The sequence below is a fragment of the Fundicoccus sp. Sow4_H7 genome (genome assembly GCF_052115865.1).
Classification (GTDB): Bacteria; Bacillota; Bacilli; order Lactobacillales; family Aerococcaceae; genus Fundicoccus_A.
In genome coordinates, this window is sequence record NZ_JBQKME010000001.1 from 487319 (window position 1) to 502771 (window position 15453).

The following is a 15453-nucleotide window of genomic DNA, read 5'->3' on the forward strand; positions in this document are numbered from 1 at the left end:
GGGGAGTAATGGGAGAGTTAATTGTTTGGATCATTATCGTCGTAATTTGGTTAAACATTATTTTAGATCTTGGAACGGACCTTATGATCTCAATCCTTAGACGATGGAATCAATATGAGCAAGAAGTAAAGAGGATGAAAAATGAGGACAATAAGTATTGATATAGAAACTTTCTCATCAGTTAATTTATCTAAAGCAGGAGTGTATAAATATGCCGAGAGTGGGGACTTTGAAGTCCTCCTCTTTGCTTATTCAATTGATAGTGGTCCCGCTCAAGTGGTAGATATCGCTTTGGGAGAAAAATTACCTGATGAGGTATTGAAAAGTTTGGAAGATGAAACCATTGAAAAATGGGCTTTTAATGCCAACTTTGAACGCGTTTGTTTAAGCCAATTTTTGGGATATCCACCGGGACAATATTTGGATCCAAGTGGATGGTATTGCTCTATGGTGTGGTCCGCTTCTCTAGGTTTACCTCTGTCATTAGAGAAAGTTGGCGAGGTGCTAGGGCTAGAATGTAAAAAGATGCAGGAAGGTAAGCGGCTGATTCGATACTTTTGCACACCTTGTAAACCAACCAAAGCGAATGACTACCGAGCAAGGAATCTGCCTGATCATTCCCTACAAGATTGGAAATCTTTCAAAGAATATAACCTAAGAGATATTGAAGTAGAATTAGCAATTCAACATCGTCTGTCTAAATTTCCTGTGTCAAGTGAAGAGTGGAACTACTATCACCAAGACCAGAAAATCAATGATTTAGGGATTGAGGTGGAAATGGATTTGGTAGAAGGGGCAATTTATTGCGGCAGACAAACCAGAGAGCATCATCTTCAAGAAGCTAAAGATTTAACGGGTTTAGAAAATCCAAACTCACCGCTTCAATTAAAAGAATGGCTCAATCAACAAGAATGTCCCATCGAATCTATGGCGAAAAAAGCAGTGAAAGAAGCTTTGGAAACTTCGAAAGGAAAGAACAAGCAAGTGCTCGAACTGCGGCAAGAACTTTCGAAGTCGAGTGTGAAGAAATATGATGCGATGCTATCAGTGACGGGATTGGATTCCAGAGCACGAGGACTTATCCAGTTTTACGGAGCCAATCGAACCGGGCGTTATGCTGGCCGCCTGATTCAAGTACAAAATCTCCCGCGTAACTACCTAACTAATCTAAAGGAAGCTCGTAATTTAGTAAAAATGAAAGATACCAAAAGTTTGGAACTATTATTTGGTTCAGTATCTAATACCTTATCGGAATTGATCCGAACAGCTTTTATTCCCAAGAAGGGTCATCGATTTATCGTAGATGACTTTTCTTCCATCGAAGCACGAATCTTAGCATGGTTATCCAAGGAACAATGGCGACAAGAAGCTTTTAAAGCAGGGAAGGATATTTACTGTGAGTCTGCTTCCCAGATGTTTGGTGTTCCCGTTGAAAAGCATGGAGTGAATAGCTATCTCCGCCAAAAAGGGAAAATTGCTGAACTCGCTCTCGGTTATGGGGGTTCTGTCGGCGCACTTAAAGCCATGGGAGCCATTGAGATGGGGATAGAGGAAGGAGACCTAAAACCACTCGTAGATGCTTGGCGTCATGCAAGTCCTAATATTGTAGACTTCTGGTGGTCAGTGGATCGCTGTACGAAAGAAACAGTGAAAGGACGAATGCTCACTGAAACGCATGGACTTCGTTTTACCTATGAATCAGGAATTTTATTTATTGAGTTGCCCTCCGGACGTCGGTTAGCTTACTGCAAACCTCGCATCGGATCAAATCGCTTCGGCGGAGAATCTGTTGTTTATGAGGGAATAGGGACCGGAAATAACTGGCAAGAAGTAGAATCCTATGGAGCTAAGTTTGTTGAGAATATTGTACAAGGTATTGCAAGAGATATTTTAGCTGAAGCTATGTACCGACTCAAAGACTATCGCGTCGTTATGCATGTTCATGATGAGATTGTCTTGGAAGTTCCAGAAGGCCAATCAAGTGTTGAAGAAATATCAACCATCATGAGTAAACAGCCAGAATGGGCTCAAGGTTTAGAACTTGGAGCCGATGGTTTTGAATGTCACTTTTATCAAAAAGATTAACAGGAGGGAAAAGATGGATTTATATTGTTCAGACACGATTGGAAATCATCGAGCTACCATATTTCCACATCAAGTCAGTGTCGATTCAAAAGAAAAATTAGAACAAGCAGCAGCGTATGATCACGTTGCTGCTGACTATGAAAATAACTATCGTTCGGTAGGGAATTTTAAGGTGTCAAATGTTGTTGTACTAGATTTAGATAATGATCACTCTGATAACTCAGAGGATTGGATTGAGATGAGTGACTTTACTACCTACTTCCAAGATGTGACGTGTTATTTAGTAGCGAGTCGAAACCATCAAAAGAGTAAAGGCAGCTTATCAGCTCGACCTCGCTTTCATGTGTATTTTCCGATTGAGGAAGTTTATGATGCGCAAGATTATAAACAGTTAAAAGAATCAATTGTCGATTACTTTCCCTACTTTGATCGCAATGCTTTAGATAGCGCGCGTATGATATTTGGGGTGGCCAATCCTGAAATAGTCCACTGCGCCGGCAATCAAAAGGTCTGCAGCTTTATCCGTCAAGTGCCTTCATTTGAGACATGGAATCATGAACAGTCTTTAATACCAGAAGGGTCTCGGAATAGTACGATGAGCCATTATGCTGGACGACTTTTAATTCGCTTAGGAAATACTAAGGAAGCACGAGAGCAGTTTAATCAAAAAGCATTAGATTGTTCGCCACCTTTATCGGAAGAAGAATTGAATAAGATTTGGCAGTCTGCATTGAATTTTGGAGAGCGCGTGTCTCAGGATCCTAATTACATTCCGCCGGACCAATTTAATGTGACCTATCAATATAAACCCACTGACTATTCAGATGTGGGTCAAGCTTCTGTATTGGCAGAACACTTTTCTCATCAGCTTTGCTATTCTCCTTCAACGGACTTTCTAGTATATAACGGGAGTTATTGGGACGAGTCAAAGTCTCAAGCTGTTGGGGTTGTAAAAGAATTGACGAATAAACAACTTGAAGAAGCAGGAAATAAAATCAACGAATACAGACAGCTTCTGGAAAATAATGGGGGAATGCAGTTACTTACTTCCATGAGTAAGAAAAAAGCTCAAGAAGCCATGACGAAAGACCAAGCTGTTGTCATGCGAAATCTCGAAGATGCTTTAGCATATGAAGATTTTGTGCTCAGACGACGTGATAATCGATACATTCAATCTGCATTAAATGTGGTACGTCATTTGGTAGAAATTGAACAAGGTGAATTAGACCAGGGTGAGTTTTTACTTAATACACCTTCTTATACGATTGATTTAAAAACAGGAGAGATATTAGCGCATCGGCCAGAAGACCTCATTACCAAACAAACCTTAGTGGACGTATCGGACAAAGGAAAGAAACATTGGTTGGATGCTTTAAATACTTTTTTCCAAGAGGACCAAGAATTGATTGATTACGTTCAGAAAATTGTCGGACTTGCTGCGATAGGAAAGGTATACGTGGAAGCCCTTATCATTGCCTATGGAGATGGCCGCAACGGGAAGTCTACCTTTTGGAATGTGATTGCCAAAGTTCTAGGTAGCTACTCTGGGAATCTATCGGCGGATTCATTGACGATGAAGCAACAAGGTAATGTGAAATACGAATTGGCAGAAGCAAAAGGAAAACGTCTCTTAATCTCTGCAGAACTTCAAGAAGGGATGCGACTCAACACGTCGGTTGTCAAAAAGTTATGCTCCACTGATGAGATTTTCGCGGAGAAAAAGTTTAAGGATCCCTTTTCTTATACGCCGAGTCATACATTGGTCCTTTACACCAATCACCTTCCAAAAGTAGGTGCCTTGGATGAAGGAACATGGCGACGATTAATTGTTATTCCCTTTGAGGCAAAGATTGAAGGAAACAGTGATATTAAAAACTACGCGGATTTTCTTTATCAAGAAGCCGGCGAAGCTATCTTAGCTTGGGTAGTTGAAGGGGCACAGAAGGTCATTGCTGAAGATTATAAAATTTCGCAGCCTCAAAAGGTAAAAGATGCGGTTGCTTTTTATAAGGAAACGAATGACTGGTTCCATCATTTCATAATGGATTGCTGTGATGTTAAAGAAGGGCTCATAGAAAAATCAGGAAGAGTCTACGAGGAATATAGAGCCTATTGTCACCGTTCTGGAGAATTCCCTAGAAGCACGACTGATTTTTATACAGCTCTTGCCTCAGCGGGATTTGAACGGAAGAAGACCAATCGTGGTTCTTTCATCCATGGGCTGAAATTACAAAGTGAATTTTTATAAAGCTTGATTCAAAGGGAAAGTGACACCCAGTGACGGCTATTTCTATACCTATTTTATATAGAGCAAAAATTTAAATTATATATAAATAAGAATAGATACAGCCATCACTCACCGTCACTTTATTGATTTATCAAACTTTTGAGGGGGTAACATGAGAGAGAAGGAAATTGAACAGCAATTAATTAGAGCAGTCAGATGTCTTGGAGGATGGTGTTTAAAGTGGACGAGTCCAAGTTTAACTGGGATTCCTGACCGAATGGTATTGCTTCCAGGAGGCAAGCTGGCTTTTGTTGAAGTGAAAGCACCCGGTCATAAACCACGTAAACTTCAACAGAAACGGATTAACCAACTTCAATCCTTAGATTTTAAATGTTTTGTATTAGATAGCACAGAAGATATATCAAGAATACTTGAGGAGGTGATTCGTGATGGAGTTTAAACCACATGGTTATCAACAACAGATGATTGAATACATTGATACTCATCCTGTCGCGGCTCTGTTTTTAGATATGGGACTTGGAAAGACAGTCATTACTTTGACAGCAATTAAGAATTTGATGTACGACTCTTTTGAAGTAAAGAAAGTCTTGGTGATAGCTCCGTTGAGGGTAGCAAGAGATACTTGGCCCAATGAAATAGAAAAGTGGAACCATCTACAGGATCTTCGTTATTCTGTCGTAGTTGGTAATCAAATAGAAAGACAGTCAGCCCTTAAACAAGAGGTCGAAATATATATCATTAATCGTGAGAATGTCACATGGTTGATCGAAAAGAGTGGTTATCAATTTGATTTTGATATGGTCATCATTGATGAACTCTCTAGTTTTAAGTCACATGCCGCAAAACGTTTTAAATCATTGCTAAAAGTTAGACCTTTTATCGAACGAATTGTCGGATTAACTGGGACGCCATCGAGTAATGGTTTAATGGATTTATGGGCACAATTTCGAATCTTAGATAAGGGAGAGCGTCTTGGACGGTTTATCACTCACTACCGCCAGCGTTACTTTGACCCCAATCAACGGAATGGCATGGTCATTTATTCTTATAAACCTAAGCCTGAAGCAGAAGAAGCAATCTACAATCAAATTGAAGACATTACAGTTTCTATGAAGGCAGAGGACTATTTAGATATGCCAAACTTTATAACCAATGAAGTAGTTGTTAGGCTATCAGATAAGGAACGCAAAGTTTATGACGAGATGCGAAAAGAAATGATTGTGGAAGTAAAAGACAAAGAAATTGATGCGATTAATGCCGCCAGTCTTTCCAATAAGTTACTCCAAATGGCCAGTGGATCCGTTTACGATGAGCAAAAAGAGAGTGTCTGGCTTCATGACCGTAAGTTAGATGCCCTAGAAGATCTTGTCGAGGCTGCGAATGGAAAACCACTTTTGGTAGTCTATTGGTTCAAACATGACTTAACTCGTATCACCCAACGATTTGATGTGAAGGTATTAAAGACGCAACAAGACTTTCAAGATTGGAATAAAGGATTAATCCCAATCGCTTTGATTCATCCAGCTAGTGCTGGTCATGGTTTAAACTTACAAGCAGGAGGCTCTACTTTAGTTTGGTTTTCATTAACTTGGTCCTTAGAACTTTACCAACAAACCAACGCGCGGCTCTATCGGCAAGGACAAAAGGAGTCAGTTGTAGTCCATCACATTATCACTGAGGATACGATTGATGAGGATGTTATGAAAGCATTAAGGTTAAAAGATAAATTTCAAAATCAATTAATGGAAGCTGTCAAAGCGGAATTGGAGGTAAGTTAGATTGAATGCTAAAGAATATTTACAACAAGCTTTTTACTTAGATCAACGTATTAATTCAAAACTAGAACAAGTCGACCAATTAAGACTTTTAGCGACTAAAGCAACGTCTACTTTATCAGACATGCCAAAGTATCCTCATTCCAAGCAGTCTAGCTTAGAAGAAACCGTTATCAAAATAATGAGCCTCCAAGAAGAAATCAATATCGATATAGATAAGCTAGTGGACTTGAAACGAGATATCATGGTGAGGATAAAGTTAGTAAAAGATTCAGAAGAACAAATGGTACTAGAGAAACGTTATCTATGCTTTCTCCCTTTTGAACAAATTGCTATCGACTTAAATTATAATATCCGCCATATCTATCGGTTACATAATAAAGGATTAGATGATGTGACTAAACAATTTAAATCTTAGCAGTAAATGTCATTGAATGTCAGTTAACTCTTTTGTTAATGTTAAGCTAGGAAAAAAAGATAAGACACGAGCCTATGCAAGCTGAAAACTTGTATGGGCTTTTTCTATGTGGAGGTGAAAGACTGTGCCAAGACAACCCAAGAAACCTTGTTCTTATCCAGGGTGTCCAGAGTTAGTAGATGGACGGTACTGTGAGGCGCATCGAAAGGAAAGCCATCAAACTTACAATCGATATCAGAGAGACCCTGAAAGTAACAAACGCTATGGAAGACAGTGGCGAAGGATACGACAATTGTATCTGCATCAGAATCCTTTGTGTGAGCAGTGTCAAGCAGAGGGAAGACTGACTGCTGGTCAGGAAGTGCATCACATCTTACCGCTGGGACGAGGAGGAACGAATGACTTTACTAACCTTCAAACATTATGCAAACCTTGCCACTCCAAGCAATCGATATTAGATGGGGATCGATTTCCAAAGGGTGTTGAGTATAAATACTAGAAATAGGTTTTAGTGACGTCAATATGGTGGAAATATATAAGGGGAGGGGGAGGTCGAATCTCTCTGAAGCTAAGGCGTTCAGCGGGCGGGGACCCTCGCGTAAATTTTTTTGAATTCAAACAGGGTATTACCCCCTTCCTATTTGCCTGACAGTGGGGCTAATTGAGATGAGGTGAAAGGTGGTTGGCAAAAGATGGTACTAGGCGCGGTGGCGCACGTATTGGTGCAGGACGAAAGAAGAATGCTTTAGTGGACAAGATAAATGATGACCGGTTGAAGGATACTTATATTCTACCCACACCAGCAGGTTTGGAAGCGACCGATATGCCACCCATTAATGATTATTTAAAACAAGAACAAAAAAATGGTGAAAAGTTTTATGTGGAAGAAATTTATAAGGAGATGTGGAATTGGCTCAAAATACATGAATGCGAAGCCCTTGTGAATCAGCAACTCATTGAACAGTATGCGATGACAGTTTCCAGATGGATCCAGTGCGAACAAGCTATTTCAGAATTTGGTTTTCTAGCGAAGCATCCTACGACGGGGAATGCCATTGCCTCTCCCTATGTTTCTATGTCGAAAGACTACATGAAACAAATTAATACACTGTGGTATCAGATTTATCAAATTGTCCGAGAGAATGCGAGTGTGTCCTATGATGGGCCGATACCTAAAGATGATTTGATGGAAAAACTACTTAGGAAAAAATCTTAATTGGAGGATAGACAATGACAATAATTAAAACAGCAGAAAGTGTTTGTGAGGGACACCCTGATAAACTATGTGATCAAATATCGGATGCCATTTTAGATGAAGCACTATCGCTGGATAATCAATCGCGAGTAGCCTGTGAAGTAATGATTACGAAAGGTCATGTATTTATAGCTGGAGAAATAACATGTAATACAAAAATAGGAATCCGCCAAGTTATTAGGCGGGTATTGGAGTCATGTGGGTATGACGCGAGAAAGTTCAAAATCCATATGCATATTCAAAAACAAAGTAAAGACATTCGAGATGGTGTAGATTTAGCTCTGGAAGTTCGAGAAGGAAGTCAATATGACGAGCTGGGTGCCGGAGACCAAGGGACAGTCTATGGTTATGCGACGAATGAAACCTATGACCGCTTACCTATGCCATTATCTTATGCCCATCAATTATGTCAACGATTAGATTCAGCAAGATGGTTAGGAACGATTGAAGGAATCCACTCAGACGGCAAGTCCCAGGTCAGTGTAGAATACAATGATGGAAAGCCGAAAAGGATTGCTGCGATTATCATTTCGATTCAACATGATGAGGATAAAAATATCGACCAATTAAAACAAGAAGTTAAATCTCGTGTTATTCTACCAGTTGTCCGTCAGGATTTACTGGATGAAGATACATTGATATTAATTAATCCGTCTGGTCGGTTTGTTATTGGAGGGCCTGACGCAGATACTGGACTAACGGGTCGTAAAATTATGGTGGATACATATGGTGGTTTAGGTGCTCATGGTGGAGGAGCCTTTTCAGGAAAAGATCCCACAAAAGTTGATCGGTCGGGTGCTTATATGGCAAGACATATCGCAAGACAAGTGATTGATGAGAACTTAGCAGAAAAATGTGAAATCGGCATATCCTATGCGATAGGCAAAGCACAGCCAGTTGCCATTTCAGTAAATACGTTTGGAACCGGTAAATTATCGGACGACAAACTAAAAGAGATTATTTTACTATCATACGATTTAAGTCCGAAGGGAATTATCGACTATTTAAATTTAAGGCATGTTAAATATCAGCGCACAGCTTGTTATGGCCACTTTAATTCGAGTCGGTTTACCTGGGAGCAAACAGCTCATAAGAAATTAACGAAGGAGGGGATTATCAATGGAGATGAGGAAGTTATCTCTTAAAGAATTAACTCCTGCTGAGTATAATCCGCGAAAAAATTTACAGCCAGGTGATGCAGAATATGAAAAATTGAAACGTTCGTTAGAAACATTCGGTTACGTTGATCCAATTATTTGGAATCAAAGAACGGAACGGGTAGTAGGTGGGCATCAGCGACTCAAGGTATTAGAAGATTTAGGGTATGAAACGATCGATTGCGTCCTTGTCGACTTAGATGAAGACAAGGAGAAAGCACTCAATGTTGCCTTAAATAAAATTAGCGGTGATTGGGATAAAGACAAACTCGTCATTTTAATATCGGACCTAGAAGCAACAGACTTTGATGTATCATTAACAGGATTTGACCCGGATGAATTAGATGATTTATTTAAAGATGATTTAAAAGAGGGGATACATGATGATGATTTTGATATGGATGAAGTACTTGGTGAACCCGCCATAACGCAGCAAGGGGATATCTGGCAATTGGGCCGACACCGCTTAATCTGCGGTGATAGTACCCAAGCCTCTACTTTTGAATCGTTAATGGGGGACCGTCAAACAAATCTGGTTGTGACGGACCCACCCTATAACGTGAACTATGAAGGAAAAGCGGGGAAAATTCAAAATGACAACCAAAGCGATGAAGACTTTTATCGGTTTTTATTAGACGTATTTCAACATTCTCACGATGTTCTAGCAGATGATGGATCGATCTATGTCTTCCATGCTGATACGGAAGGTCTTAATTTTAGGAAAGCTTTTAAAGAGGCAGGGTTTTATCTGTCAGGCACTTGTATCTGGAAAAAACAATCTCTGGTCTTAGGTCGCTCTCCTTATCAATGGCAACACGAACCGATTCTATTTGGGTGGAAGAAGAAAGGGAAGCATCTATGGTATACCGGACGAAAGGAATCAACTATTTGGGAGTTTGATAAACCGAAGAAAAATGGCGACCACCCAACGATGAAACCAGTGCCCTTAATTGCGTACCCTATTTTAAACTCTTCTTTAACCAATGGGATTGTACTGGACCCCTTTGGAGGATCCGGGTCAACGCTTATAGCATGTGAACAAACGGATCGAGTTTGTTATACAATTGAACTAGATGAGAAATACTGCGATGTGATTATCAAACGGTATATTGAACAAGTTGGAAGTGATAAAGGTGTAAGCTTAAAACGTAAAGGAAAAGATTTTACCTATTCAGATGTATTATCAAGTATTTCTGAATAATTCCTCAAGAGTTAAACGTTTAGGTAAGGAGACAGGATGAAGCTTCTCTTTACCAAAACAAACTAAAGAAATATTAGCCTGCGTTTCGTCAAGCAATTCTGGTATTTCATTTTCAAAGTCATATCTTACCCAAAATCGATCACAACCTAGCGGTGGAATTGTTAGTGGAAAGGCAGTAATATATGTAGCTTCTTTAAATCCTTTTGCTACTTCTTGGGTTGTCATAATCTGACGAGCGTCATGTAAAACACCAAAATATTCGTTTTGAATAGAAATTTTAGTTCGTTGGAGTACAGTTTGTTTTCTGGAATGATTGGTAATAGCTAATTCTAGAAAAAGAACGTTTGATTTTATCCGATAGGTGTTTTTAACTTCAACGGTTAAATGAGTCCGGTTATCTAACCATTTTGAGATTAAGTTCCAAATTGACAAGAAAAATCCAATGATTGCAATCCATAAAGTAATCGAATCTTTGCTATTGATAAACCAGGTATTGAAAGTTGTTAACCATTGCATAAAATCAGCTCCTTTATTTATAGTATATCTTATCATGTGTAATAAATGCTATTTAATCACTGATATGACTGGACTTTTACTCCGTTTAGAGTGATATATGTACATGAAGAAAAGGAGGGGGAAATCATGCAAATAATGTATGAATTAGAAAGTCGTAAACGTAAAGAACTTTGCGAAGTCATATCAAAGGCAACTGGTGAGGCGATAAAGTATCTTGGCACACCCACATATGCTTATCAAATTGGGGAAATAAAGGTTGAACGCGATGCGACAGTCGTTGGTTTAAATGAAAAAGTCCATCAAGTGATTCTTGAAGCCGGATTTAGAGTGATAAATCAAGAAAATGAAACTGGCTTTGCTGTTTCAGTGCCGTTAATTGAAGCCGGTGAATTGGGCAAATTAGAAAATCTATTAACTGCCAAAAGGGTGCTAATTGAAAAAGCCTTAAATGCTGACAGGGTTTGTTTTGAAGTGAAAAGTGATCATTTAGAATTTCCTTGGTTCGATGAACAACCGGATCAAGAAGTCATACAAGCCACAGTCATATTCATTGAGAAAACCATTCAGTACGTAAAAGAACGGAAATTTATTTCAGCAAAAGAAACGCAAACGGATAATGACAAATATACTTTTAGGACATTTTTACTGGCAATTGGGATGATAGGACCGGACTACAAAGACGTAAGAAATATCTTACTTAAAGAGTTATCCGGAAATAGTGCTTTTAGGTTCCCAAAGGAGGTCCAAAATGGATAAGCGAATTTTAGAAATTATCAAAAAACGATACCCTCTTGGCAGTCGGATTGAATTAGTTCAAATGGATGATGTTCAAGCTCCTCCTGTGGGCACATTAGGAACCGTTGTAGGAGTCGATGATATTGGTTCCATTATGGTTTCTTGGGATAACGGTTCTTCATTAAACGTACTATATCAAAAGGATAAAGTTAAGAATATATATTAACTTCTATTTTTATACAAGATATAATATATTTATAATAAAAAATCATATATTTCTAGGAGGTTAATATGAATTGTGCAAATTGTGGTAATGATGATCAAGATTGGCTTTGTGATGAAGGTGATACAGTGTACTGTCAAAAATGTTATCATAGGACGCTTCTATCGACCGGTGAGTTGGATGAAATCGAGTGTAAATATTGTCATAATATGAGAGATAGAACAGCCTATTATTGTCGACATTGTAATATGGCTCAATAATTTCTAAAACCAGAGGACTCTTAAAGAGTTTTCTGGTTTTTTTTGGAGGGAGACGATTGAGAAAACTTAAAAAGTATGTACCTACACAATTCAAGGAAAAGACATCAGTATATGATAAAGAAAAAGCGGATTACGCAGTAGATTTTATTGAATGTTTAACGCACACCAAAGGTCAATGGGCAGGCAAACCATTTGAATTGATTGATTGGCAAGAACAAATCATCAGAGATTTGTTCGGCACCATCAAGCCCAATGGGTATCGGCAATTTAATACCGCCTATGTTGAGATTCCTAAGAAACAAGGGAAGTCAGAACTTGCAGCAGCGTTAGCGCTATTACTCACTTGTGGGGATGGGGAAGAACGAGCCGAAGTATACGGTTGTGCAGCAGACAGACAACAAGCTTCAATTGTTTTTGAAGTGGCCGCTGATATGGTGCGGATGTGTCCTGCCTTAAATAAACGCGTAAAAATTCTTGCCTCACAAAAAAGAATCATTTTTCATCCCACTAATAGTTTTTACCAAGTTTTATCGGCAGAAGCCTACTCGAAACATGGGTTTAATATTAGTGGGGTTATTTTTGATGAACTCCATACACAACCTAATCGTAAATTATTTGATGTTATGACGAAAGGTTCTGGGGACGCGAGGACACAGCCTTTATATTTTTTAATTACAACAGCAGGTAACGATACTCAAAGCATTGGTTATGAGGTTCATCAAAAAGCGGAGGATATTATAGAAGGTCGCAAAACGGATCCTACTTTTTATCCAGTCATTTATGGAGCGAAGGAAGATGAGGATTGGACCGATCCAGAGGTTTGGAAAAAAGCGAATCCCTCCTTAGATATTACTGTAGCTATGGAAAAAGTCGAAGCAGCCTTTGAAAGTGCCAGACAGAATCCGGCGGAGGAAAATTCATTTAGACAGCTTAGATTGAACCAATGGGTGAAACAAGCGGTGCGGTGGATGCCAATGGATAAATGGTCCGCCTGTGATTTTCCAGTAGACCCTGAGCGCCTGAGAGGCAAGGTATGTTATGGCGGATTAGATTTATCTTCTACGACAGACTTATCGGCATTTGTCCTAGTCTTTCCTCCAGAAGATGAAGAAGATAAATATGCAGTGCTACCTTACTTTTGGATGCCGGAAGATAATGTGGCACTTAGAGTAAGTCGAGACCATGTACATTATGATCAATGGATACATAGTGGAGATTTATTAACGACTGAAGGTAATGTCGTTCATTATGGGTATATTGAAAAGTTTATAGAAGAACTCGGAACGCAATTTAATATTCAGGAAATAGCCTTTGACCGTTGGGGAGCAATTCAAATGTCGCAAAACTTGGAGGGAATGGGTTTTACTGTGGTTCCATTTGGGCAAGGATTTAAAGACATGAGTCCTCCGACCAAAGAATTAATGAAACTGGTTCTTGAAGAAAAAATTGCTCATGGTGGTCATCCAGTTTTACATTGGATGGCGGATAACATCTTTATTAAGAAAGATCCAGCTGGAAATATTAAACCAGATAAGGAAAAATCATCTGAAAAAATTGATGGGATAGTCGCAACGATTATGGCATTAGATCGAGCCATTCGAAATGCTGGGAAACATGGTTCGGTGTATGAAGACCGAGGTATTTTACTGTTATAAATGAGGTGATAAATTGAAAATGTTTGAACAATTAAAAATGTTATTTCGATCGAGAGATAAGCCGACCAATTTTACAAATAGTCGCTTATCTTTTTTATTTGGCTCAACCCCTTCTGGCCAACAAGTTAATGAAAGGACGGCCATGCAGTCAACAGGAGTGTATGCCTGCGTTCGTATTCTGTCCGAGTCTGTTGCGAGCTTACCTTTGCATTTATATCGTTATGAAGACAATGGCAGCAAAGTTAAAGCACGAGAGCACCCTCTCTACTTTCTATTACATGATGAGCCCAATGAAGAAATGACGAGTTTTACTTTCAGAGAAACGATGATGTCACATCTGCTCCTATACGGAAATGCCTATGCTCAAGTGATTCGCAACGGTAGAGGTGATGTGTTAGGAATGTACCCATTGATGCCTAATCAAGTAGAAGTTCAAAGAGCGAAGAATAATGAATTGATTTATGTTTACACCAAAACCTCTGATGGCTCAGGTAGAGAAGAAAAGATATCACTAACTAGATCAGAAGTGCTTCATATTCCGGGTTTGGGCTTTGATGGGCTGATGGGGTACAGCCCCATTGCGATGGCTAAAAACGCGATTGGTATGGCGTTGGCTACAGAAGATTATGGGGCTAGGTTTTTCGCGAATGGTGCAACACCCGGAGGCGTTTTACAGCATCCAGGGATTGTCAAGGATCCGGAACGGTTAAGAGAAACGTGGCAATCACAATTTTCTAAAGGGAATGTTCATCGAGTCGCGGTGTTGGAGGAGGGGATGAAATTCCATCAATTAACGATTCCACCTGATCAAGCCCAGTTTTTAGAAACAAGAAAATTTCAGTTGAATGAAATTGCGCGAATATTTCGAGTGCCGCCACATATGATTGGAGATTTAGACCGCTCTAGCTTCAATAATATCGAGCAACAATCCATGGAATTTGTGAAATACACACTAAATCCTTGGCTCGTTCGTATTGAACAAGCAATTCACCAATCACTGTTTTTTAAAGATGAGAAAGATACCTACTTTGTAAAGTTTAATGTAAGTGGACTTTTACGAGGTGATTATGAGACGCGAATGAATGGTTATGCTGTAGGACGTCAAAACGGTTGGCTTTCAGCAAATGACATTCGAGAGTTAGAAGACATGAACCATATCAGTGATAAAGAGGGTGGCAATCAATATTTAGTGAATGGCAACATGCTTCCACTGGATCAAGCGGGGGCTTTTTATAAAGAGAGGATAGATGCAGATGACCGTATTTTGGAATTGGAAGAAGACAAATAATGAAAGTGTAAGGGAGCTGGTAATGGATGGAGTCATTGCTGAGAATTCCTGGTTAGACGATGAGGTCACACCTCAACTATTTAAAAATCAATTAGATGAAGGAGATGGGCCTATTATTATTTGGTTGAATTCTCCGGGAGGTGACTGTATTGCAGCCAGTCAAATTTATACGATGTTAATGAATTATCCCAATGAGGTAACAGTTCGAGTAGACGGGCTTGCTGCTTCTGCTGCCAGTGTGATTGCAATGGCCGGAACAACTGTGGAGATGGCACCAACCTCTCTCATGATGATTCATAATCCATTAACAGCGGTGATGGGAAGCAGTAAAGAAATGAGTCGAGCGATTGTTATGTTAGAGGAAGTGAAAGAATCAATTATTAATGCCTATGAACTAAAAACTGATTTATCAAGAGAAGAATTGTCTAAGATGATGGATGCTGAAACTTGGATGAATGCGAATAAAGCCAAAGAACTCGGCTTCTGCGATGTGATTTATCAAGGTGATAAAGAGCTTGCGTTATCAAATTATTCTTTTTCAACGAAGCAATTAGCTCTTGAATTTGTCGCGAAGTTAGAAACTAAATACACACCGATTCAATCATTTTATGATCGCTTAGAGCGATTGAAATATTAG

The 15453-nt window shown here is 39.3% G+C and carries 16 protein-coding genes; 15 read left to right on the forward strand and 1 reads right to left on the reverse strand.

The window, feature by feature from the left end:
- Positions 1-8: 8 nt before the first annotated feature.
- From ACTQ54_RS02045 to ACTQ54_RS02090, 10 genes are all read left to right on the forward strand, one after another.
- Positions 9-161 carry a hypothetical protein gene (locus ACTQ54_RS02045; RefSeq protein ID WP_441754220.1) on the forward strand — a complete coding sequence of 51 codons (153 nt, stop codon included), beginning with the start codon at positions 9-11 and terminating at the stop codon, positions 159-161.
- The gene (locus ACTQ54_RS02050) at positions 142-2085 is read left to right on the forward strand and encodes a DNA polymerase (RefSeq protein ID WP_274729984.1); all 1944 of its coding nucleotides are present in this window, start codon (positions 142-144) and stop codon (positions 2083-2085) included. The genes ACTQ54_RS02045 and ACTQ54_RS02050 overlap by 20 nt, the downstream gene beginning before the upstream one ends.
- Positions 2086-2098: 13 nt before the next feature.
- Positions 2099-4333, forward strand: coding sequence for a phage/plasmid primase, P4 family (locus ACTQ54_RS02055; protein WP_274729985.1), 2235 nt, complete (start codon positions 2099-2101; stop codon positions 4331-4333).
- 151 nt (positions 4334-4484) lie between these two features.
- Entirely contained in the window at positions 4485-4772 is a 288-nt protein-coding gene (locus ACTQ54_RS02060; RefSeq protein WP_218930263.1) for a VRR-NUC domain-containing protein, read from the forward strand.
- Positions 4762-6111, forward strand: a complete 1350-nt coding sequence (locus ACTQ54_RS02065; protein WP_274729986.1) for a DEAD/DEAH box helicase — start codon at positions 4762-4764, stop codon at positions 6109-6111. The genes ACTQ54_RS02060 and ACTQ54_RS02065 overlap by 11 nt, the downstream gene beginning before the upstream one ends.
- Before the next feature lies 1 nt (position 6112).
- Positions 6113-6526, forward strand: coding sequence for a hypothetical protein (locus ACTQ54_RS02070; RefSeq protein ID WP_218930261.1), 414 nt, complete (start codon positions 6113-6115; stop codon positions 6524-6526).
- A gap of 124 nt (positions 6527-6650) precedes the next feature.
- Entirely contained in the window at positions 6651-7025 is a 375-nt protein-coding gene (locus tag ACTQ54_RS02075) for an HNH endonuclease (protein WP_062467881.1), read from the forward strand.
- A 183-nt stretch (positions 7026-7208) separates the two neighbouring features.
- Positions 7209-7742, forward strand: a complete 534-nt coding sequence (locus ACTQ54_RS02080) for a P27 family phage terminase small subunit (RefSeq protein ID WP_274729987.1) — start codon at positions 7209-7211, stop codon at positions 7740-7742.
- 14 nt (positions 7743-7756) lie between these two features.
- Entirely contained in the window at positions 7757-8926 is a 1170-nt protein-coding gene (gene metK / locus ACTQ54_RS02085) for a methionine adenosyltransferase (RefSeq protein ID WP_235956225.1), read from the forward strand.
- Positions 8901-10139, forward strand: coding sequence for a site-specific DNA-methyltransferase (locus ACTQ54_RS02090; RefSeq protein ID WP_218930259.1), 1239 nt, complete (start codon positions 8901-8903; stop codon positions 10137-10139). Before metK ends, ACTQ54_RS02090 begins: the two co-directional genes overlap by 26 nt.
- Here the strand turns inward: ACTQ54_RS02090 and ACTQ54_RS02095 are convergent.
- The gene (locus ACTQ54_RS02095) at positions 10122-10655 is read right to left on the reverse strand and encodes a hypothetical protein (protein ID WP_218930258.1); all 534 of its coding nucleotides are present in this window, start codon (positions 10653-10655) and stop codon (positions 10122-10124) included. The genes ACTQ54_RS02090 and ACTQ54_RS02095 overlap by 18 nt on opposite strands.
- Before the next feature lie 126 nt (positions 10656-10781).
- Between ACTQ54_RS02095 and ACTQ54_RS02100 the strand changes: the two genes are divergently transcribed.
- From ACTQ54_RS02100 to ACTQ54_RS02120, 5 genes are all read left to right on the forward strand, one after another.
- Positions 10782-11411 carry a hypothetical protein gene (locus ACTQ54_RS02100; RefSeq protein WP_218930257.1) on the forward strand — a complete coding sequence of 210 codons (630 nt, stop codon included), beginning with the start codon at positions 10782-10784 and terminating at the stop codon, positions 11409-11411.
- Positions 11404-11616 (forward strand): DUF4314 domain-containing protein, encoded by a 213-nt coding sequence (locus ACTQ54_RS02105; protein WP_218930256.1) that lies wholly within the window; start codon positions 11404-11406, stop codon positions 11614-11616. The genes ACTQ54_RS02100 and ACTQ54_RS02105 overlap by 8 nt, the downstream gene beginning before the upstream one ends.
- Positions 11617-11929: 313 nt before the next feature.
- Positions 11930-13528, forward strand: a complete 1599-nt coding sequence (locus ACTQ54_RS02110) for a terminase large subunit (RefSeq protein WP_218930255.1) — start codon at positions 11930-11932, stop codon at positions 13526-13528.
- 19 nt (positions 13529-13547) lie between these two features.
- Entirely contained in the window at positions 13548-14816 is a 1269-nt protein-coding gene (locus ACTQ54_RS02115) for a phage portal protein (protein ID WP_274730039.1), read from the forward strand.
- Positions 14782-15453 carry a head maturation protease, ClpP-related gene (locus ACTQ54_RS02120; RefSeq protein ID WP_062467890.1) on the forward strand — a complete coding sequence of 224 codons (672 nt, stop codon included), beginning with the start codon at positions 14782-14784 and terminating at the stop codon, positions 15451-15453. Before ACTQ54_RS02115 ends, ACTQ54_RS02120 begins: the two co-directional genes overlap by 35 nt.